This is a genomic window from Kineococcus anabasis (genome assembly GCF_054590795.1).
Window position 1 is genome coordinate 372,740 of the sequence record NZ_BAAIHU010000007.1, and the last position, 18,969, is coordinate 391,708.

Genomic DNA, 18,969 nt, shown 5'->3' on the forward strand with positions numbered 1-18,969 from the left:
ACCGGGCCGGGCGTGCGGCACGATGGCGCCGTGCCGGGAACCGGGGGACCGCAGTGCGGATCGTGATCGCCGAGGACGACCTGCTGCTGCGCGAGGGCCTGGCCCTGCTGCTGCGGGCCGAGGGGATCGACGTGGTGGCCGCCGTCGCGGACGCGCAGGAGTTCCTCGCGGCCGTGGACGCGCACCGGCCGGACGTCGCCGTCGTGGACGTGCGGATGCCCCCCACCCACACCGACGAGGGCATCGTGGCGGCCGTGGAGGCCCGGCGCCGGGTGCCCGGTCTGGCCGTCCTGGTGCTGTCCGCCCACGTCGAGCAGGCGTTCGCGGCGGAACTGCTCGGCGGGGGCACGGCCGGCCTGGGGTACCTGCTGAAGGAGCGCGTGGGGAGGGTGGAGGAGTTCCTCGACGCGCTGCACCGCGTGGCGGCGGGGGGCACGGCGGTCGACCCGGAGGTGGTCGCGCAGCTGCTCACCCGCGGCCGCGGCGCCGGGGAGCTGGAACGCCTGAGCCCCCGCGAGCGCGACGTCCTCGCGCTGATGGCCGAGGGGCTCGGGAACACGGCGATCGCGCGGCGGCTGTTCGTCACGGAGGGCGCCGTGCACAAGCACATCCGCAGCATCTTCGCCAAGCTGGGCCTGTCCCCCGCCGACGACACCGACCGCCGGGTCGCCGCGGTCCTGCGCTACCTCGACGGGACACCGGGACGGGTGTGAGCCGCCGCCGGCGGTCGGCGGCGCGGGGAGGGGTCAGGCCGCCGGTCCCCCGCGCAGCTGCTCCAGCATCTCCGGCAGGTCGAAGAACGTCGCGATCGACACCGCCGAGCGCTCCCCCAGCTGCGGGTCCGCCCCGGCGGCGAGCAGGGCCGCCACGACCTCGGCGGAGCGGCGGAACGTGGCCGCCGCGATCGCCGTCTGGCCCTTGTCGTTGACGCGGGCGGTGTCCGCCCCGCGCTCCAGCAGCATCCGGACCGTCCCGGCGTGCGTGTGGTACGCCGCGAGGAGGAGCAGCGTGTCGCCGGAGGAGTTCGTGAGGTTGACGGGCAGGCCGGCGTCGAGGAGCTCGGCCAGGCGCTCGGTGTGCCCGCCGCGGGCGAGGTCGAACGCGGCCCGGAGCAGGTCGAGCTGCTCGGCGGTCAGGTCGTGCGGGGTGGTCGGTTCGCTCACCGCACGAGCGTAGGGCCTGACCCGCGCGCCGCGGCGGGTCCGGGCGCCGGCGCCGGTGACCGGTCCCGGGCTCGCGCACCGGGCGGCCCTCAGCGGGTCGCGGCCGCGAAGTTCTCGACGTACCGCCGCTGCCACGGTGTCTCCACGGCACGCCGGTGGTAGCGCGCCCGCACGTACGGGACGGCCTGGTGCGCCGGAACCCCGTCCAGCACGGCGAGGCACGCCAGCGCGGTGCCCGTGCGGCCCGTCCCGCCACCGCAGGCCACCTCCACCCGCCGCTCCGCGGCCAGCCGCCACGTCAGCCGCAGCGCGGTCGCCGCGGCCTCCCGGTCCGCTGGGAGCCGGAAGTCCGGCCAGCGCAGCCACCGCCAGGGCCACGGCACGGCACCGGGTTCCCGGGCCAGCAGGTACAGACCGAAACCGGGGCCGGGACCCGGTGGCGGCGGACGGCGCAGCGCACGCCCGCGCACCGACCGCCCGCTGGGCAGCAGCAGCACCCCGGGTGCCCGCTCGTCCCACGACCCGTCCACCGCACCACGGTAGGCGCGGGCGGCGGTCGGGGACGGGCTACCGGTCCGGGAGCCGCCCCGGTGCCCCGGCGCCCACCGGGGCACCCCCGCACCCCGGGGGCGGCGGGCCTCCCCGGGGTGCGGGGGTGCGGTAGGAAGAGGCGTGGACCACAGCGACGCAGCGCGGCCGGCGGGGACGGTCCGGGACCGGCGACCGCCCCGGTGGCTCGTCGACCACCTGGTGAACCCCGTGGTCCGGCGCCTGGCCCCCACCCGCCTCGGGCGCCGGATGCCGGTCGCGGTCCTCCGGTTCACCGGGCGGCGCAGCGGTCGCCACCTCGACGTGCCCGTCGCCGTGCACCGCGTCGGCGGGCGGGACGTCGTCTTCACGGGCGCACCGTGGCGGGTGAACTTCCGCGGTGGCGCGGACGCGACGCTGCTCGCCCGGGGGCGCCTCACGCCGGTGCACGTCACGCTCGTCGAGGACCCCGCGGGCGTGGGCGCCGTCTTCCGCGCCGCGTTCGACGCCGGCATCACCCCGGAGAGGATCGCCCTGCGCGTTCCCGCGGGGGCCCGGCCAGGTGACGAGGAACTCGCCGCGCACCGCAGCGTCCTGGTGCTGGGCCCGCCGTGCTGACCGCGGGGGCGGTCCGGGGACGGCACCGCCCGGCGGGCGTACGGGTCTCCCGTGGACCGGGTCGCGGTTGCCCACCGGGACGAGGGAGCCGGGAGCGTTGACGAGGGCGACGGTGTTCCTGATGGTGGGGCTCCCCGGCGTCGGCAAGACGGTGCGGGCGCGGGAGCTGGAGCAGCAGCGGCGGGCGCTGCGCCTGACCCCCGACGAGTGGATGCTCCCCCTCTTCGGCGAGCCCGAGGCCGGTGGCAGGCGGGACGTCCTGGAGGGACGGCTGCTGGAGACCGCGCTGCGGGTGGCCGGGCTGGGCCTCGACGTGGTCGTCGACTTCGGGCTGTGGAGCCGCGACGAGCGCTCCGCCCTGCGCTGGCTGTTCGCCTCGGTCGGCGCCGAGTGCCGCCTGGAGTTCCTGGACCTGGACGCCGGGACGCAGCTGGCCCGGGTCCGGGAGCGCTACGCCCGCACCCCCGGGCAGACCGTCGCGATGAGCGCCGAGGACCTCGGGCGCTGGCGCCGCAGTTTCCAGGAGCCGAGCGCCGACGAGCTGCAGGGCGGAGCGGTGCCCCCGCCGCCGCCGGGGTACGGCACCTGGTCGGCGTGGGCCTGCGCCCGCTGGCCCTCGCTCCCGGACGTCTCCGGACACCCGGCCGGCCCCCGCTGAGCGCGGTTCCCGGGCGCACCCGTGGCGCGGGCACGGTGCCGGGTGAGGTTCCTCCGCCCCGTCAGCCGGTGGGGCTCAGGTCCAGGGTGTGCGCGGTGTGGTCGCGTTTGGTGGCCAGGTAGCGGCTGTTGGCGGCGGTGAGGTGGACGCCGGTGGGGGTGTGGGCGGTGATGGTGATGCCGTGGGCGCTGAGCTGGGTGGCTTTGTCGGGGTTGTTGCTCAGCAGGGTGATGCGGGTGGCGCCGAGGGTGTGGAGCATCTGGGCGGCGGGGGTGTAGTCGCGTTCGTCCTCGCCGTGGCCCAGGGCGAGGTTGGCCTGGTAGGTGTCCAGGCCCTGGTCCTGCAGGGCGTAGGCGTCGAGCTTGGGGTACAGCCCGATGCCGCGTCCTTCCTGGCGCAGGTAGAGCAGGAAGCCGCCGGCGTCGGTGATGCGCTGGGTGGCCTCGCGCAGTTGGGGGCCGCAGTCGCAGCGCTGGGAGCCGAAGACGTCTCCGGTGAGGCACTCGCTGTGCGGGCGGACCAGGGGGGCGGGTCCACCGGTGGCCGAGCGTGCCAGCGCGCCGCGCCAGTCGCCCAGGCCCAGGGCCAGGTGCTCGCGCCCGTCGGACAGACCGCTGAACGTGAAGACGTCACCGGTGGTGGCGTAGCCGTCGGCGAAGCGCAGCGGGACGCGGACCCGGGTGCGCACCACCACCCCCGGCGAGACGGACGGCAGCGGCATGCGGGCGGCGGGGAGGGTGGCCGGGGCGGGGTTCACGGGTGGGTTCCGGTGACCGGTCGCCGGTGCGCGGTGGCGGCGCGGAACAGCGCGACGGCCGCCAGGAGGAGCCCGACGTCGCGCAGGGCGACGTCGTGGTACCCGGGGATCAGGAGGAGGTTCGCGATGATCCCGGCGAGCCAGGCCGCGACGACGAGGCCGCCGATGGCGGGCCGCACGGCGACGAGGAGCCCGGCGGCGATCTCGACGACGCCGACGAGCAGCATCGCCTGGTGCGCGCTGCCGGGGACGAGCCGGTCCAGCTGCGGCGCGAGGTAGCGGTCCCAGTCGGTGAGGACGCCGAGGAACTTGTCGACACCGAAGGCGATCGGCGCGACGGTGAAGGCGGTGCGCAGCAGCAGGAACGACTGCCGGGAGGCGGTGGCCGCCCGATCCGTGCGGGTGGGCTGCGCGGCGGCCGGGGTGCGGGCGTGGAGCGCCATGAGGGGCCTCTCTCTAAAGGACGATAGAGTTGACGCTAGAGGTTCGCCGGTCTTACGTCAATCAATCTGTCTTTTAGAGGGAGGTGCGCCGTGCGCGACTTCGCGCAGCAGGTGTCCGGGGTGGCGGCACTGGCCGACCCGACCCGGCGGCAGCTCTACCTCCTCGTCGCGGCCAGCCCCGAGCCCGTCAGCCGGGACCAGGCCGCCGAGGCCGCCGGCATCGCCCGCCACGTCGCGAAGTTCCACCTCGACAAGCTCGCCGAGGAGGGCTTGCTCGTCGTCGAGCACAGACGCCTCTCCGGCCGCAGCGGCCCCGGCGCAGGGCGCCCGACGAAGCTCTACTCCCGCTCACCCCACGAGGTGGAGGTGACCCTGCCCGAACGCCGCTACGCGCTCGCCGCGCAGTTGATGGCCCAGGCCATCGACACCTCCTCGCGCGAGGGAACCCCCGTCCTCGAGGCGCTCTCCGCGGCGGCCACGACCACCGGCGAGCAGCTGGGCGCAGCCGCGGCGCCGGAGGCGGGGGGCGACGCGGCGGACGCGGCGGAACCGGTCGAGCGCACCTGCCGGGCACTGGCCGCCCAGGGTTTCGAGCCCCGGCTCCGGGGCGCGGACATCACCCTGGCCAACTGCCCGTTCCACGCCCTCGCCCGGGAGCACACCCGGCTCGTCTGCAGCATGAACCTCGCCCTCGTCGCCGCCCTGGCCCGGCGAACCTCCGGCGGCCGGCTCGCCGCACGGCTGGAACCGGCACCCGACCGCTGCTGCGTGGTCCTCGGCACCGAGGGCCCGTAGCCGGCGCACCGCTCCCGCACACCGCGCTCCTGCGTGGAGCCCCTCACCCCTCCGGTGCGGTGGCGCCCGTGCGAGCGCCGATCCCGGCCGGCGTGCGCAGGGTGGCGGCGACGTCCCCGGGCGGCGCGTCGGGTGCGCGGCGGGCGAGCAGCCCACCGCCGCGGCGGAGCACCTCCTCGCCCGCCGGGGTCGGGCGGACCTGCTTCTCGCGCCGGGAGGAGGGGGAGACCTCCGCCACGACGAGCCCGGCGCGCACCGCCGCGTCGACCTGCCGGCTGACGCTGCCCTTGGTGAGGCCGAGCATCCCGGCGACGTCCTGCTGGTTGGTGCAGGCGGGTTCCTGCAGGGCGCACAGGAGGGCGTACGTGCCGAGCGGGTGGCCGACGGCCTCGCGCAGTTCCGCGTCGAGGACCCGCTCCCACCGGTGGACGGCGCGCCGGGCCAGGTACCAGAGGTCGGTGACCGTGGCGACGGCGAACTGCGCGGCCGGCGCCTGCGCGAGCCCCCGCCCCCCGACGTCGCCGCGATCCAGGCCCGCCTGGCCGCGGCCGACCACCTCGTGCTCGTCTTCCCCACCTGGTGGATGTCGATGCCCGCCGGGACCAAGGGTTTCCTGGACCGCGTCCTGACGCCCGGTTTCGCGTACGAGGAACCCGCCCCGGCCGGCCGCGCGCGGGAGCTGACCCGGGTGCGGCGCCGGTTCGCGGCGCTGCGCGACGTCCCGGGCGGGGCGCGACGGCCGGCCGGCGCGGGCTGAGGGGCGCGCCCCCGCACCACCACCCGCCCCGTCCCTAGGATCACCGCGTGGTCCCGAACGTCACCGTCCGCCGGGCCGTGGCCGCCGACGCCCCGCAGATGGCCCGCGTGCACGTCGCCTCCTGGCGGCAGACGTACCGCGGGCTGATGCCGGACGCGGTGCTGGACGATCCGGAACTCCTGCCCGCCCGGGAGCGCTTCTGGACCGGCGCCCTCACCGACGAGCGGTTCGGCGGCAACCGGGTCGCCGTCGCCGAGCTGGACGGCACCGTGATCGGCATCGCGATGTCCGGACCGGCGGAGGACACCGACGCGACCTGGGGCGCCCAGCTGTACGTGCTGTACGTCGACGCGACCCACCACGGCCGCGGGGCGGGGCCGGCGCTGCTGGACGCCGTCCTGGACCCGGCGGCGCCGGCCGCCCTGTGGGTCGCCGACCCGAACCCCCGCGCGCAGGCCTTCTACCGCAGGCACGGTTTCGCGCCCGACGGGCACAGCAGGACCGAGGGCGGCGTCCGGGCGGTGCGCCTCGTCCGTTCCGCGGCGGTTCCCTGACGCCGCAGGGGATCAGGCCTCCGCGCCCGGAGCTGCCCACTCCTCGGCCAGGAGGGCGTACCCCACCCCGTCGAGCCAGCCCAGGTCGCGGTGCAGGGAGTCGCGGACGCCGTACAGCTCCCGGCGCATGCCGATCCGTTCCATCAGCCGCCACGACGCCTCGTTCGCCGCGAACGCGTTCGCCGTGACCCTGCGCAGGCCCAGGTCCTCGAAGCACGTGCGCAGCAGCTCGCGCACGGCCTCGGTGGCGAGCCCGCGGCCGCGGAAGGCCGGGTCCAGCGTCCACCCGAGCTCGGCCTGCACCCCGCGGGCCCGCTCGGCGCTCTCGCGCTGGGTCCAGCCGTCCTCGATCCTGACCATCAGGTCACCGACGATCCGCCCGTCGTGCTCGACCACCAGGGTGCGGCCCAGCCGGCTGCCGAGGAGGTCCTCCCAGTCCGCGCGGTGGACCGGCTGCCACCCCGTCCACCGGGCCACCTCGCCCGAGCACCGGTAGTGCCACATCGCCTCCCCGTCCGCGGCGCGGACCCGGCGGATCGTCAGGCGCTCGGTGCGCAGCGGCCACGGGACGGCGTCCAGCGGGTCACCGACATCGCCGCCGCAGCCGCTCATCCCGCCAGCATGCCAGCAGGCGGCCCACCAGCGGCGGCCCGCACCGGACGGCGACGCGCGGCCCGGTCACCGATGAGTTCCACCCCCGCGCCGGGTCCACCAGGACACACCTCTCACACCACCGACCCGGAGGCCCACCGTGACCACCCCCGCGCACCCCGGCCGCACCCTGTTCGTGAGCCTTCCCGTCGTCGACCCCGAGCGCAGCAGGGCGTTCTTCTCGCGGCTCGGGTTCGGCTTCGACCCTCGCTTCAGCGACGGGAGCGCCGCCTGCATGCTGGTCGGCGAGCAGGCCACCGTCATGCTGCTCGGCCACGAGAAGTTCGCGGAGCACTCGAAGCTGCCGATGGCCGACGCCGCCACGCACGCGCTGGCGCTCTACTCCTTCAGCGTGTCCTCCCGCGAGGAGGTCGACGCGGTCGCCGGGGCCGCGCTGGCCGCCGGCGGTGTCGAGGCGGACGGCCTGGAGGACCACGGCTTCATGTGCTCGCGCAGCTTCTTCGACCTCGACGGCCACGGCTGGCAGGTCGTCTGGATGGATCCGGCGGCGACACCGGGGGGCCGCGGAGAGTGCGCGACCACGGCGCAGGAGGCCGGCGCCCCGGTCTGACACCGGCGCGGGCCTCAGTCGTGGACGACCGCGCGGCCCGTCCGCTCCAGCTCGGCCAGGCCGTCCCGCATCGCCTGCAGCTGCTCCGGTGGGTGCCCCACCCAGTTCCGCAGCTCGCCGACGACCCGCACGGGTTCCCGGGTGCGGTACGACCGGGTCGGGTTGCCCGGGAACCTCTTGTCCGTGACGTTGGGATCGTCCTCGAGCGGGCCCGTCGGCTCTACGACGTAGATCCGCCCGGGGCCCTCACCGGCCGCCAGCTCGGCTCCCCACGCCGCGGCGTCCAGGGTCTCGGTGACGTAGACGTGGTTCGCCGTCCGGCCGCCGCCGAAGTTGGAGCGGTGCCCGGGGACGAGGACGTCCCCCACCGCCAGATCCGCCTTCGTGCCGTGCAGCAGCACTCCCGGCTCGTACACCTCGAACGCCGTCGGCCCGGACATCCCCACCTCCTGTGCAACCGCTCCACGTCAGACCGTGCCGCACGGCGGGCGCGGTGTCCACGCCGGTGCCTGGAGTCCGGGAGCGGCCGCGTCCCGGGACCGGCCCACCGGGCCACGGCGCGGGGACGTCACCCGTCGAAGCGGGCGCGGGCGGTCTCCACGTCGGGCATGTGCGCCGTGGTCCAGCGCAACAGCGCCTCGATCGGCTCGCGGAGGGTCTTGCCCAAGGCGGTGATGCGGTACTCCACCGCCACCGGCCGCGACCCCACGACCGAGCGCTCGACGATCCCGTTGCGCTCCAGCCGTCGCAACGTCGCCGTCAACGACTTCCCGGTCACCTCCGGGATGGCGCGACGCAGCTCGCTGAAGCGTGAGGGGCGCTCGCACAGCTCCTCCAGCACCTGCAGCGACCACTTGTCCAGGACCTGGTCGAGCAGTTCGCGGTGGGGCGTGGTGAGCTCGAGCGCCTCGTGCGGCGGCTGCGCGGTTTCCGTCACGACACCTAGTTTCGTTGAAGTTCCCTGCGGTGACCAGGTAGCAAGGGGATACCGGCTCGCGGGCCGCGAGCACGCCGGCCGGTCCGGTCGCAGAACCCGTCCCCACCCACCCGAACGAGGGAGCAACCCGTGAGCGTTCAGCTGATCAGCCCCGACGGCCTCATGCGGCCCGTCCCCTACCACCACGTCGCGATCAGCACCGGCGCCCGGCACGTCCACGTCGCCGGCCAGATCGCCCGTGACGCCGAGGGGCGGGCGCTGGCACCGGGCGACCTCACCGGTCAGGTAGCCCACGCCCTGCGCAACACCGCCACCGGCCTGCGGGCCGCCGGCGCCGGCTTCGGTGACGTCGTCCGGCTGACCTTCTACGTCACCGGCTGGAGCCCGGAGAAGATCGGGTCCTTCATGGCCGGCGTCGAGCAGGTCGCCGGGGAACTGGGGCTGCCGCAGCCGCTGCCGCCGGCGTCCCTGATCGGTGTCGATCATCTGTTCGAGCCCGATGTGCTCGTGGAGGTCGAGGCCACCGCCGTCCTCGACTGACGGGCCCGTCCCGGCGACGGCGGCGACGTGGTGGCCGCGGGCCACGCCCACCGGTGGCTGCGCACCCTCGTGCGGGACGTCGTCGCCCCGGCCGGCACGCGGACCGCCTGAGCGATCGCGACCACCGCGGCGACGGGCTCAGCACCCCGCCCCGGGCGGGGACCCCCGACGGGCGCCCTGCGCCCGTCCACGGGCAGCATGGGCCGGTGAGCACCGACACGGCCGGCGACGCGGCCTCCGCAGCGGCGCCGGCCGGTGTGCGGGCACCGCGGGGACGGCACCCGCGCACGCACGTGCGCTCGCTGTTCCCCCCACCCCCACCTCCGGGGCGGCCGGGCGACCCGGGCGTCAGCGACCCCCACGACGCGCTGTGGTCGGTGGCCTCGGAACGGCTGCTGCTGCTGGGCGGCCCGGCGGCCCTGCTGCTGCAGATGGCGCACCCCCTCGTCCTGCAGGGCGTCGCCGACCACAGCGGCTACCGCTCCGACCCGGGCCACCGGCTGCTGGGAACCCTGCACGCCGTCCTGACCGTGGCGTTCGGGGACACGGAGCAGGCCCGCGGGGCCGCGCAGGACGTGGGCCGGCAGCACGCGCGGGTGCGGGGCCGGACACCGCAGGACCTGCCCGGCTACCCCGCGGGGACGGCGTACCGGGCGGGCGACCCGCACCTGGCGCTGTGGGTGCACGCCACCCTCGTGCACACCGCCCTGGACGTCCTGGCGCGCTACGGCGGCCGCCCGGTGGGCGCGGACCTGCGCGAGGCCTACTGGCAGCAGATGAAACCGTTCGGGCGGCTGTTCGGGGTGACGGACGCGGTGGTGCCCGCGACGCACCGGGACTTCGAGGGGTACTGGGCGCGCGCCGTGGCGGGGCTCGTGGTGACGGACACCGCCCGCGCGGTGGCCGCGGACGTCCTGGGGACCAGGTTCAGCCCACCGCTGCCCGGGACGGGGACGCTGGCCCGGGCGGTCACCGCGGACCTGCTGCCGCCCGCGGTGGCCGACGGCTACGGGCTGCAGCGCACCGCACAGCGCCGGGCCGTGGCCGCGGCGGCGCGCACGGCGGTGCGCACGGCACGTCCCCTGCTGCCGTCGCGCCTGGCGCTGTGGCCGCACCTGGCGGTCGCCGAGCGGCGGCTGACGCGGGGCTGAGGGCTCGCGGCGGCCCCTGGGAGGGTCAGCGCACGGAGAGGCGGAACTCCGTCGTGGAGCGGAACTCCTCCCCCGGGCGCAGCACCGTGGACGGGAACTGCGGGCGGTTCGGGCTGTCGGGGAAACCCTGCGTCTCCACGGCCAGGCCGGCGCGCGGCCCGTACGCGGCGCCGGACTTCCCGGTGAGGGTCCCGGCGAGGGAGCCCGCGCTGAACAGCTGCACGCCCGGCTGGTCGGTGGCGACCTCAAGGCGCCGGCCCGAGGCGGGGTCCTCCACCGTGACGGCGACCGCGACGGGCCGGGAACCGGCGGGGGTCCCGGCCAGCACGAAACAGTGGTCGTAGCCCTTGCCGCGCTCGAGCTGCTCGTCGGCGTCGGTGACCCGCTCGCCGACGGCGCGGGGGGTGCGGAAGTCGAACGGCGTGCCCGCGACCGCGCGCAGCTCCCCCGTCGGCAGGCCGGTGGCGTCGACGGGCAGGAACTCCTCGGCGGCGACGGTGACGACGTGGCCGTCGACGAGGCCGCTGCCCTCCCCGGCGAGGTTCCAGTAGGCGTGGTTCGTGAGGTTCAGCACGGTCGGGGCGTCCGTGGTGGCCGTGTAGGTCGTCCGGATCACGGGGGCGCCGGGCGGGCCGGTGAGGACGTGCTCCACGGCGACGCGCAGGTTCCCGGGGAACCCGTTGTCACCGTCGGGGCTGAGCAGGGAGAACCGCACGCCGGGCCCGTCCGCACCGGTCAGCGGCTCCGCCGCCCAGACCTTTCCGCTGAAGGGGTGCGGGCCTCCGTGGATGGCGTTGCCCCGCTCGGTGGGCGGAACCTGGAACGCCGTGCCGTCCAGGGTGAAACGCCCCTCGCGCAGGCGGTTGGCGAAACGCCCGACGGTCGCGCCGAACGAGCGGCCCTTGCCCGCGTAGGGCTCCGGCGAGGAGAACCCGAGGACCACGTCGGCCACCTCGCCGTCCGCGCCGGGCAGCAGCACCGACTGCAGGCGCGCGCCGTGGTCGACCAGCGCCACCTGCACGTCGCCGGAGGTGAGGACCCAGCGGCCGACGGGCGTGCCGTCGGGGGTCCGGCCCCAGTCGGGCTCGTGGACGGGGGCGCCGCTGCCGGTCGTGCCGTTCGCCATGGCGGCGACCCTACGGCCTGACCGGTCGGGGCGCCGCGCGACCTCAGCCGCCGTCGGTGTCCCCGTCCCGCAGCGCGGAGCGCACCGCGGCGACGATCACCGAGAGCACCACCGCGGCACCGGAGAGGAGCAGCACCCCGGCGGTCAGCCACCGCCAGTCGAGCACCGTGCCGGTCAGCTCGCGCAGGGCGACGTGCCCGGCGACGGCCAGGAGCACCAGGCCCATCACGACGGCGGGCACGTGCACGGGTGACAGCTCGCGCCGCGCCGGCTCCCGGGGCGCGAGGGGTTCCTGCGCGCTCACCGGGCACCTGCCGGGGCGGCCGCGGCCGGGACGGCCGGCGGTTCCTGCGCAGCGGGGGGTTCCACCGGCGCGGGGGGGTCCACCGGCGCAGGCGGCGTCGGCGGCGCCTCCGGAACCGGCGGCGCCTCAGGAGCCGGTCCCGGCTGCTCCCCGAGCACGGTGACCTGCCCCGCGCCCGCCTCCGCCGCCACGACCACGTCGATCTCCGCGGCGTCGGCGGCGTCCCAGCTCCCGCCGGGAGGGCCGTCCACCCCGGGCCAGACGACGAACGCCTCCGCCTCCCCGTCGTCCTCCACCCCCGCGACGGGCAGGGGGTCCGCGCCGTACAGCGCCTGCGCCTCCCCGCGGGTCAGCGGCCACGCCGCCCCGGGGTCGGCGTCCACGTCGCCGTTGCCGGCCGCACCGAGCACCAGGACGGCCTGCCCCGCGCCCGTCGCCACCACCAGGTGCCCGGCGGCGACGCTCGCCTCCGCGCGCGCCGGGGCCTCGCCCGCCGGGCGCAGCAGCCCGGAGGTGTCCAGCCGCAGCTCCCCGACGAGCACGTCCCGCGCGTGCACCCCGGAACCCGTGGGCCGCCAGTCGTCCTCGCCGACCACGACGGGTCCCTCGTTCACGACGACCGAGCTCAGCGCGGCGGCGAGGGCCAGCGGGACGCCCAGGGCGACCGTCCCGGTGCGCCGTCCCCGCAGGCCGGCGACCACCGCACCCGCGCCCAGGACGAGCGCCGGGGCGGCCAGCGCGACGGGGACGACGTCCCCCGGCAGGTGGAGGAGCGAGTCCAGGACGACGACGACGCCGGCGGCGAGCAGCGCCAGGCCCAGGCACGCCGCGGTCAGCAGCGGGGAACCGGGCCGGCGGCGCAGCGCCCGCTCACGCCGGCGCAGCTCCGCCTCGGCGCGCGCCCGCGCGGCCCGCTCGGCGCCGCGGCCGATCTGCTCCCGGCCGCGCTGGAACTCCTGGCGGGCCCGCTCGAAGTCGGCCCGGTCCCGCTCGAGCGCCTCCCGCTGCACCGCAGCGGGTTCCGGCAGGTCGGCAGGTTCCGGCAGCACGGCGGGTTCCGGCAGCACGGCGGGTTCCGGCAGCACGGCGGGCTGCGGCGCGGCGGCCGACCCCGCCCGGGGCGCCTCCTTGCGCAACGAGAGCGGCACGACGGGCGGCACGGTCGGCGCCGGGGCGGCGGCGGGCGCGGGCGCCGGTCCGGTGGCGGCCGGCGGCGCGGCGGCGCGGGTGCTCCCGCGCTGCGGCAGGCGCTCGCGCACCAGCCACCCCACCCCGGCCACGGCGAGCACCGTGACCAGCGCGCTCCAGCCGGGCGAGGCACCCCAGCTCTCCCACGCGAAGAGGCCCTGGCCGGTGAACAGGTCCACGACCACCAGGGCCCCGGCGAGCACCAGGGCGCCGGAGACGTCCCCGGCGAGCGCGCGCTCGGCCTCGATCCGGCCCGAGGCGTCGGGCAGGAACGCCCACGCGATCCCGTACAGGGCCAGGCCCAGGCCGCCGGCGACGGTCAGCGCGACGAACAGGGCCCGCACCACGACGGGGTCGACCCCCAGGCGCCGCGCGGTCCCCGCGCACACCCCCGTGAACCAGCGGTCCGCGTCCCGCTGCACCCCGAGGCGGCGGACCGCCCCGAACACCTTCTCCGCACCGCCGGGCACGGGCGTCCCCCCCGCGTCGGCCGGCCCGGTGCGGGCCTCGGTCGTGTCCATGCCCCGATGCTGCCGGGCGCGCCGCCGCGCGGGCATCAGGGGAACCCCGGAGCCGACCCTGGTCCTTCCCCGCGGGGGTCCCGGCGGGGCGGGTCCGCGTGCCACGATCACGTCGTGCCCCCTCCCGCCCCCGCCGGCACCGCACCCCCCGGCACCGCGCCCCCCGGCACCGCGCCCCCCGGGACGCCCGCGCTGCTCCTGCGGCCCGCGACCGGCCGCCGCGTCGCGGGGGTCGCCGCGGGCCTGGCCGGGCACCTGGGCCTGCCCGTCGCCCGTGTGCGCGCCGCGCTGGTGCTGCTCGCCCTCGTCGCCGGTTTCGGTGTCGTGCTCTACGCGGTGTGCTGGCTGCTGGTCCCGGACACGCGGGACGCCGCGGCCCGGGCCGCGGGGAGGCGTCCCCTGCGGCCGGACACCGCCGGGTGGGTGCTGGAGCACCGCGACGTCATCCTCGGCGCGGCCCTGGTGCTGGTGGCCGCCGCCAACGCCATCCGCCTGACCGGGACGACCCTCACCGCCGGCACCGTCGTGCCCGTCCTCACCCTCGTCGCCGGCGTCGTCATCGCCTGGAGCCAGCTCGACGCCACCCGCCGCGCCCGCCTCGTGGCCGGTGCGGGCCTGCACCGCAGCACGGGCCGGATGGCCGCCGCGCGGGTCGCCGCCGGGCTGCTCCTCGTCGGCGTCGGCGTGGTGCTGCTGCTGGGCGGGGCGGACGTCACCGCGCTGTGGAGCTCGCTGCTGGCGGCCCTGGCGGTGCTGGCGGGCACCGGCCTGGTGCTGGCGCCGTGGGCGGTGCGGCTGTGGTCGGAGCTCGGCGAGGAGCGCGCCGCCCTGGCCCGGGAGCAGCAGCGGGCGGAGTTCGCCGCGCACATCCACGACTCGGTGCTGCAGACCCTGGCCCTCATCCAGCGCCGCAGCGCCGACTCCGCGGAGGTGGCACGCCTGGCCCGCTCCCAGGAGCGGGACCTGCGGGCGTGGCTGTACGGCAGCAGCCGCCTGGAGGACGGCACCCTCGGCGCGGCGCTGCGGGAGGCCGCGGCGGAGGTGGAGGACGCCCACGGCGCGACGGTGGAGGTCATCGTCGTGGGGAACCTGGACGAGCGGCCGCTGGAGCGGCGCACGGTCGCGCTGGTGCAGGCGTGCCGGGAGGCGCTGCTGAACGCCGCGCGGCACGGCGGGGGGGCGGTGAGCGTCTACGCGGAGGCGGACGGCCCCTCGGGGGTGGAGGTGTTCGTGCGCGACCGCGGCCCGGGTTTCGACCTGTCGTCGGTGCCGGACGACCGCCTGGGGGTCCGGGAGTCCATCCTGGGGCGCATGCAGCGGGCCGGGGGCAGGGCGGACGTCCGGCCTGCCCCCGGCGGGGGGACCGAGGTGGCGCTGCGGCTGCCGCTCAGGAGCGGGGAGGAGGAGGGCCGGTGACGGTTCGCGTCGTGATCGTCGACGACCACCGGATGGTGCGCAGCGGGGTGCGCGCGGAGCTGGCCGGTGACGGCGGGATCGAGGTGGTGGGCGAGGCCGCGGACGTGACCGGCGCGGTGGCGGTGGTGCGCGCGGAACGGCCGGACGTGGTGCTGCTGGACGTGCACCTGCCGGAGTCCGACGGGGCCGTGCCCGCCGCGACCGCCGGCTCCGGCGGCGCCTCCGTGCTGGCGCAGTGCGCGGAGCTGCTCACCGGGGAGCGCCCCGTGCGCTTCCTGGCGCTGAGCGTCTCCGACGCGGCCGACGACGTCATCGCCGTCATCCGCCGGGGCGCGCGGGGCTACGTCACCAAGACCATCGGCGGCGCGGAGCTCGCCGCCGCGGTGCACCGGGTGGCGGAGGGCGACGCCGTGTTCTCCCCCCGCCTGGCCGGTTTCGTGCTCGACGCGTTCGGCGCGACCTCGGGGGAGGTGGCGGCCGTGGACGACGAGCTGGACCGCCTCTCCGCCCGGGAGCGCGAGGTGATGCGGCTCATCGCGCGCGGCTACGCCTACAAAGAGGTCGCGCGGGAGCTGTTCATCTCCGTCAAGACCGTGGAGACGCACGTGTCGGCGGTGCTGCGCAAGCTGCAGCTGTCCAGCCGGCACGAGCTGACCCGGTGGGCGGCGGCGCGCCGCCTGCTGTGAGGGGCGCGCCGCCGCGGGGTCTCAGCGGCCGCCGTCCCGGCCGGGGGCCTGCGCCTCCGGCACGAGGGCGAGCAGGGTGCCGGCGATCTCGACGGCGACGGTGGTGAAGGCGCGGGTGCGCATGTCGTCACGGCGGGCGTAGACGCACGTCGACATGAGGCCGAGCTCGGGCACGGGGCGTGCCACCTTCCCGGGCAGGTGGGCCAGCCGCATCGCGGAGCCGACGCTGGCGCCGAGCAGGCCCTCCTGGCCCGCGGTGACCACCACCTGCGCGAAGGGCTGCACCTCCAGCTCCTTGCGGGGCACGTCGATGCCGTCGGCGCGCAGGTCGACGGTCGACAGCAGCGGCTGCGCGTGCTCCGGCCACTGCTCGTACCCGACCCAGGGGCGGTCGCCCAGGTCGTCGAGCGCCAGCTCCCCGGCACCGGGGAGGTCGTCGTCGCAGGAGACGACGACGACCCGCTGCTCGCTGAACAGGGGCGTGACGACGTCGCCGGGCAGCCCGGGGCCGCGCCCGAGGACGACGTCCATGTCGGGGTGCGTGGCCCCGAACGGGTCCTCGATGTCCAGGGGCCGCACGTCGAGGGCGAGCTCGGGGTGGCGGGCGCGGAAGGCGTGCACGATGGGCCCGGTCAGCTCCGCGGCGGCCCGGGGCCCGAGGAAGAGGCCGAGGACGAGCCGGTGCCTGGCGGGGCCGGAGCGGGCCCGCCCGACGGCGGCGGTGAAGCGGTCGCCGGCGGCCAGGAGTCGCTGGGCCTCCGGCACGAGCGCCCTGCCCTCCTCGGTGAGCGAGACCCGGCGGCTGCTGCGGTCGAAGAGCTGCACGCCGAAGTCCCGCTCGAGGCGGCGGATGGCTGCGGACAGCGTGCTCTGGTCGAGGTAGAGCCGACGCGCAGCACGCGTGAAGTGGAGCTCCTCCGCCAGGACCGCGAAGTAGCGCAACTGCTGCAGATCCAACTGGTCTCCTGGGTCACCGGGGCCCGCACCACGTCTCCGTGGCCGTGCAGACCGCCGTTCACCATAAGCAGAACTCCCCCCGCTCTATGCCCGGCCCCCCGCGGACGGCCGCCGGAGCGGTCCCCCCCGGGGTGTCCCGCGGTGGGCCTCAGGCGGTGCTCGTGCGCCCGCGGAGGAAGGTCACCGGGTCGGTGAAGTCCCCGCCCACCTTGACCTCGAGGTGCAGGTGGCAGGCGGTGGACGAGCCGGCGCTGCCGACGAGGCCGACGACGTGCCCGGCGGGGACCTGCTGCCCGACGCGCACGAGGACGCCGCGCGCGTACATGTGCGCGTACCGGGTCAGGACGCCGCCGGCGTGCTCCAGGACGACGAGGTTGCCGTAGCCCCTGGCAGGCCCGGCCTGGACGACGGTGCCGGCGGCGGCGGCCCGGATCGGCGCGTCGCAGCCGGGTCCGTAGTCGGTACCCGTGTGCACCTTCACCACCCCCGAGATGGGGTGGCGCCGCATGCCGAACGAGCTCGTGACCGGCCCGTCGGTGGGCAGGACCCACGCCCCCGCGGGCAGGTCGGCCGGTGGCCCGAACGCAGGGTCGGTGCCGGGGCAGGGAACGGCGCCGTCCGGGCCCGCGGGGACCACCGCGGGCGGCGCCGCGGGGCCCGCCGCGGGTGTCGCGGCGGCGGGGAGTGCCGTGGGCTGCGTGCCGGTCCCGACCCCGGCGGCGGACAGGGCCGCCACGACCGCCACCGCGTCCGCGTGGTGCTTCGCGTAGTGGTCCGGGTCGGCGTTGCGCTGTGTGCGGTGCGCCGCGAGGGTCGGCGGCAGGCTGCGCCAGCCCGCCACCCGCTGCAGCGCCCTGAAGAAGTTGGTGGCCGAGGTGAAGGGGTCCATGCGGTCGGCGTAGGACCCCCACGCGCCGTTGGCCCGCTGCTGGAACAGGCCGCGCGAGTCGGGGCCGGCGCGGTCCCCGTGGTCCACCACCCTCAGCGTGGACTCGCCCATGGCGGTCATCACCCCGATCTGCTGGGCCTGCCGGTCCAGTCCCAGGGCGGCGGCGGCGTTCATGACGTGGGCCGCGTTGACGAGCTGCACGCCGCGCCAGCCGCCCTCGCCGACCGGGCCCTGCGGAACGCCGGAGACGTCGACCGGGACGGCCACCGCGGAGGCCCCGCAGCCGCTCGCGGGGGCCGTGACGACGCTGAGGAGGACGAGCGCACCGCAACCACCGAGGAGGAGGAACGGCGCGACGAGGACGACGAGGACGACGAGGACCGCTCTCACGGCCCGGTTCCCCCCGGCGGCGTGATGCGCTCGGCGAACCAGGGCGCGCCCCGCCCCGTCCGGCTCAGCAGCACCTCGTAGGCACCGACGTCGGTGGGCACGGAGACCCGCGCCAGCCAGACGCTGGAGGAGTCGGTGACGACGGGCTCACCGGTGACGGCGCCCACCGGGACGTTCACCGGGTCGGTGCCGAGGTGGTCCTGCGCGGCCACCGGCGAGAGCATCGGGGAGATCCCGTCGAACCACTCCCCGGCCGGCAGGTCCCGGCGGGCGAACGCGCGCAGCAGGTCCCCGGCGACCCGGACGGCCCCGGCGCGGGAGGCGTCGTCCCAGACGGGTTCCGCTCCGCCGTCCCCGACAGCGGCACCGGGGTGGACGGCGGAGTACGCGTCGGTCCCCTGCTCGACCGCCCCGGCGAACTCCTCGAGGGTCTCCGGGCCGGAACCGTGGTCGTGGTCGTGCTCGTCGGCGGGGACGCCCGCGGTGCCGGCGGGCGCGGTGGGTTCCGCCGCGCCGCCGTCCGGGGTTCCGCAGGCCGCCGCGAGGACGGCGAGCAGCGCCGCCGCCCCTGCCACCACCTGCCGGTGTCGCCCTCGCACGGTCTTCCTCCTCGGCTGCCCGCCGAACCCGCCGCCCCGGTCCCGTCCCGGGTCCGCCCCGGCCTCGCACCGGGTTCCGGAGGGTTCGGGCGGATCCCCTCCCCCTCTGCGTAACAGCCCGCGCCGACGCGGCGGAGGGGAAGCCCGCACCGGTCCCCCGAACAGGCCAGCGCCTCTCACCCTTGTGACTCTGCGTTACGCCATCCGGAGGCAGAGGGCTGCGGGAGTTCCCTGACCTGTCCTAACGTTGCCGAGGCCTCCCCCTCCTGTGACCCACGGTCACGCCTGAAGGGTCGACGCACTCCTCGGAGGACGGCACAGGTGAGCCCCACCGAACTCCGGCCGGCCGGGTCACCGGCCGCCCGGGAGCAGTTCCGCCGCCAGGTCCGGGACGTGCGGGCGCTGGTTCCCACCCTCGCCGTGATCCGCGGCACCCGTTGAAGGAGAGATCCGGAATGCTCACCCAGCTCGCGCTCGACGCCGCCGTGGCGATGGCCCCGGTGGCCGGCCTGGCGGCCGAGGTCCCCAACCCCGGCGCCGGCACCGCGCCTCCCGGCTCGGCCGAGCTCGTCAAGATCCTCGGCTGGGCCGCGTGGCTCGGGTTCGCCGTCTGCGTCCTGGGCGTCATCACGACCGGCGCCATGATGGCCCTCGCCTCCCGCGACGGCCGGGGCGGCGAGCACGGCACCCGCCTGCTGTGGGTCCTCGCCGGCTGCGTCGTCATCGGTTCCGCCTCGGGTCTCGTCGGCGCCTTCGTCTGAGCAGCGCCG

General features: G+C 77.0%; 26 protein-coding genes. 12 read left to right on the forward strand and 14 right to left on the reverse strand.

Going from position 1 to position 18,969, the window contains the following annotated elements; translation table 11 throughout:
* The first annotated feature begins 53 nt into the window (after window positions 1-53).
* Entirely contained in the window at window positions 54-713 is a 660-nt protein-coding gene (locus ACYQBY_RS12475) for a response regulator transcription factor (RefSeq protein ID WP_459644171.1), read from the forward strand.
* A 33-nt stretch (window positions 714-746) separates the two neighbouring features.
* On the opposite strand, the gene ACYQBY_RS12480 is transcribed toward ACYQBY_RS12475, so the two are convergent.
* Entirely contained in the window at window positions 747-1,163 is a 417-nt protein-coding gene (locus ACYQBY_RS12480; RefSeq protein WP_459644172.1) for an ankyrin repeat domain-containing protein, read from the reverse strand.
* 89 nt (window positions 1,164-1,252) lie between these two features.
* On the reverse strand, window positions 1,253-1,693 hold the full coding sequence (locus tag ACYQBY_RS12485) for a protein-tyrosine phosphatase family protein (RefSeq protein ID WP_459644173.1): 441 nt from the start codon (window positions 1,691-1,693) through the stop codon (window positions 1,253-1,255).
* A gap of 142 nt (window positions 1,694-1,835) precedes the next feature.
* Here ACYQBY_RS12485 and ACYQBY_RS12490 point away from each other — a divergent pair, with 142 nt between their 5' ends.
* Both ACYQBY_RS12490 and ACYQBY_RS12495 read left to right on the forward strand, forming a co-directional pair.
* The gene (locus tag ACYQBY_RS12490; RefSeq protein ID WP_459644174.1) at window positions 1,836-2,309 is read left to right on the forward strand and encodes a grhN; all 474 of its coding nucleotides are present in this window, start codon (window positions 1,836-1,838) and stop codon (window positions 2,307-2,309) included.
* A gap of 97 nt (window positions 2,310-2,406) precedes the next feature.
* Window positions 2,407-2,967, forward strand: coding sequence for an AAA family ATPase (locus tag ACYQBY_RS12495; protein WP_459644175.1), 561 nt, complete (start codon window positions 2,407-2,409; stop codon window positions 2,965-2,967).
* A gap of 61 nt (window positions 2,968-3,028) precedes the next feature.
* Here ACYQBY_RS12495 and ACYQBY_RS12500 read toward each other — a convergent pair whose 3' ends face one another.
* Both ACYQBY_RS12500 and ACYQBY_RS12505 read right to left on the reverse strand, forming a co-directional pair.
* Window positions 3,029-3,688 carry a GTP cyclohydrolase II gene (locus tag ACYQBY_RS12500; RefSeq protein WP_459644394.1) on the reverse strand — a complete coding sequence of 220 codons (660 nt, stop codon included), beginning with the start codon at window positions 3,686-3,688 and terminating at the stop codon, window positions 3,029-3,031.
* Between the two features lie 32 nt (window positions 3,689-3,720).
* Window positions 3,721-4,167: a hypothetical protein gene (locus tag ACYQBY_RS12505; RefSeq protein ID WP_459644176.1), complete on the reverse strand. Its 447-nt coding sequence runs from the start codon at window positions 4,165-4,167 to the stop codon at window positions 3,721-3,723.
* A 90-nt stretch (window positions 4,168-4,257) separates the two neighbouring features.
* Here ACYQBY_RS12505 and ACYQBY_RS12510 point away from each other — a divergent pair, with 90 nt between their 5' ends.
* Entirely contained in the window at window positions 4,258-4,962 is a 705-nt protein-coding gene (locus ACYQBY_RS12510) for a helix-turn-helix transcriptional regulator (RefSeq protein ID WP_459644177.1), read from the forward strand.
* A 43-nt stretch (window positions 4,963-5,005) separates the two neighbouring features.
* On the opposite strand, the gene ACYQBY_RS12515 is transcribed toward ACYQBY_RS12510, so the two are convergent.
* Window positions 5,006-5,518, reverse strand: a complete 513-nt coding sequence (locus ACYQBY_RS12515) for a MarR family winged helix-turn-helix transcriptional regulator (RefSeq protein WP_459644178.1) — start codon at window positions 5,516-5,518, stop codon at window positions 5,006-5,008.
* Window positions 5,519-5,521: 3 nt separating this feature from the next.
* Between ACYQBY_RS12515 and ACYQBY_RS12520 the strand changes: the two genes are divergently transcribed.
* Entirely contained in the window at window positions 5,522-5,719 is a 198-nt protein-coding gene (locus ACYQBY_RS12520; protein ID WP_459644179.1) for an NAD(P)H-dependent oxidoreductase, read from the forward strand.
* A gap of 47 nt (window positions 5,720-5,766) precedes the next feature.
* Complete coding sequence (locus ACYQBY_RS12525; RefSeq protein ID WP_459644180.1) at window positions 5,767-6,273, forward strand: N-acetyltransferase family protein; 507 nt, start codon at window positions 5,767-5,769, stop codon at window positions 6,271-6,273.
* Between the two features lie 12 nt (window positions 6,274-6,285).
* Here ACYQBY_RS12525 and ACYQBY_RS12530 read toward each other — a convergent pair whose 3' ends face one another.
* A complete protein-coding gene (locus tag ACYQBY_RS12530; protein WP_459644181.1) occupies window positions 6,286-6,885 on the reverse strand; it encodes a GNAT family N-acetyltransferase in 600 nt (199 codons plus the stop codon).
* Window positions 6,886-7,024: 139 nt separating this feature from the next.
* Between ACYQBY_RS12530 and ACYQBY_RS12535 the strand changes: the two genes are divergently transcribed.
* Entirely contained in the window at window positions 7,025-7,495 is a 471-nt protein-coding gene (locus ACYQBY_RS12535) for a VOC family protein (protein WP_459644182.1), read from the forward strand.
* 14 nt (window positions 7,496-7,509) lie between these two features.
* On the opposite strand, the gene arr is transcribed toward ACYQBY_RS12535, so the two are convergent.
* Together arr and ACYQBY_RS12545 are read right to left on the reverse strand one after the other, a co-directional pair.
* A complete protein-coding gene (gene arr, locus ACYQBY_RS12540) occupies window positions 7,510-7,935 on the reverse strand; it encodes an NAD(+)--rifampin ADP-ribosyltransferase (protein ID WP_459644183.1) in 426 nt (141 codons plus the stop codon).
* Between the two features lie 128 nt (window positions 7,936-8,063).
* Entirely contained in the window at window positions 8,064-8,432 is a 369-nt protein-coding gene (locus ACYQBY_RS12545) for a winged helix-turn-helix transcriptional regulator (protein ID WP_459644184.1), read from the reverse strand.
* 162 nt (window positions 8,433-8,594) lie between these two features.
* Here ACYQBY_RS12545 and ACYQBY_RS12550 point away from each other — a divergent pair, with 162 nt between their 5' ends.
* Both ACYQBY_RS12550 and ACYQBY_RS12555 read left to right on the forward strand, forming a co-directional pair.
* Entirely contained in the window at window positions 8,595-8,972 is a 378-nt protein-coding gene (locus ACYQBY_RS12550; protein WP_459644395.1) for a RidA family protein, read from the forward strand.
* A gap of 206 nt (window positions 8,973-9,178) precedes the next feature.
* Complete coding sequence (locus ACYQBY_RS12555) at window positions 9,179-10,123, forward strand: oxygenase MpaB family protein (protein WP_459644185.1); 945 nt, start codon at window positions 9,179-9,181, stop codon at window positions 10,121-10,123.
* A 25-nt stretch (window positions 10,124-10,148) separates the two neighbouring features.
* On the opposite strand, the gene ACYQBY_RS12560 is transcribed toward ACYQBY_RS12555, so the two are convergent.
* Genes ACYQBY_RS12560 through ACYQBY_RS12570 form a run of 3 tightly spaced genes read right to left on the reverse strand, consistent with a single transcriptional unit; the run spans window position 10,149 to window position 13,262 of the window.
* The gene (locus tag ACYQBY_RS12560; protein WP_459644186.1) at window positions 10,149-11,249 is read right to left on the reverse strand and encodes an aldose epimerase family protein; all 1,101 of its coding nucleotides are present in this window, start codon (window positions 11,247-11,249) and stop codon (window positions 10,149-10,151) included.
* Window positions 11,250-11,292: 43 nt separating this feature from the next.
* Complete coding sequence (locus ACYQBY_RS12565) at window positions 11,293-11,553, reverse strand: hypothetical protein (RefSeq protein ID WP_459644187.1); 261 nt, start codon at window positions 11,551-11,553, stop codon at window positions 11,293-11,295.
* Complete coding sequence (locus ACYQBY_RS12570) at window positions 11,550-13,262, reverse strand: PspC domain-containing protein (RefSeq protein ID WP_459644188.1); 1,713 nt, start codon at window positions 13,260-13,262, stop codon at window positions 11,550-11,552. Before ACYQBY_RS12570 ends, ACYQBY_RS12565 begins: the two co-directional genes overlap by 4 nt.
* Window positions 13,263-13,376: 114 nt before the next feature.
* Between ACYQBY_RS12570 and ACYQBY_RS12575 the strand changes: the two genes are divergently transcribed.
* A complete protein-coding gene (locus ACYQBY_RS12575; protein ID WP_459644189.1) occupies window positions 13,377-14,678 on the forward strand; it encodes a PspC domain-containing protein in 1,302 nt (433 codons plus the stop codon).
* Between the two features lie 32 nt (window positions 14,679-14,710).
* Window positions 14,711-15,364, forward strand: coding sequence for a LuxR C-terminal-related transcriptional regulator (locus ACYQBY_RS12580; protein ID WP_459644396.1), 654 nt, complete (start codon window positions 14,711-14,713; stop codon window positions 15,362-15,364).
* Between the two features lie 21 nt (window positions 15,365-15,385).
* On the opposite strand, the gene ACYQBY_RS12585 is transcribed toward ACYQBY_RS12580, so the two are convergent.
* From ACYQBY_RS12585 to ACYQBY_RS12595, 3 genes are all read right to left on the reverse strand, one after another.
* Window positions 15,386-16,321, reverse strand: coding sequence for a LysR family transcriptional regulator (locus ACYQBY_RS12585; RefSeq protein ID WP_459644190.1), 936 nt, complete (start codon window positions 16,319-16,321; stop codon window positions 15,386-15,388).
* Between the two features lie 148 nt (window positions 16,322-16,469).
* Window positions 16,470-17,600 (reverse strand): M23 family metallopeptidase, encoded by a 1,131-nt coding sequence (locus ACYQBY_RS12590; RefSeq protein ID WP_459644191.1) that lies wholly within the window; start codon window positions 17,598-17,600, stop codon window positions 16,470-16,472.
* Complete coding sequence (locus ACYQBY_RS12595; RefSeq protein WP_459644192.1) at window positions 17,597-18,199, reverse strand: hypothetical protein; 603 nt, start codon at window positions 18,197-18,199, stop codon at window positions 17,597-17,599. The genes ACYQBY_RS12590 and ACYQBY_RS12595 overlap by 4 nt, the downstream gene beginning before the upstream one ends.
* 455 nt (window positions 18,200-18,654) lie before the next feature.
* Here ACYQBY_RS12595 and ACYQBY_RS12600 point away from each other — a divergent pair, with 455 nt between their 5' ends.
* A complete protein-coding gene (locus ACYQBY_RS12600) occupies window positions 18,655-18,960 on the forward strand; it encodes a hypothetical protein (protein WP_459644193.1) in 306 nt (101 codons plus the stop codon).
* Window positions 18,961-18,969 lie beyond the last annotated feature (9 nt).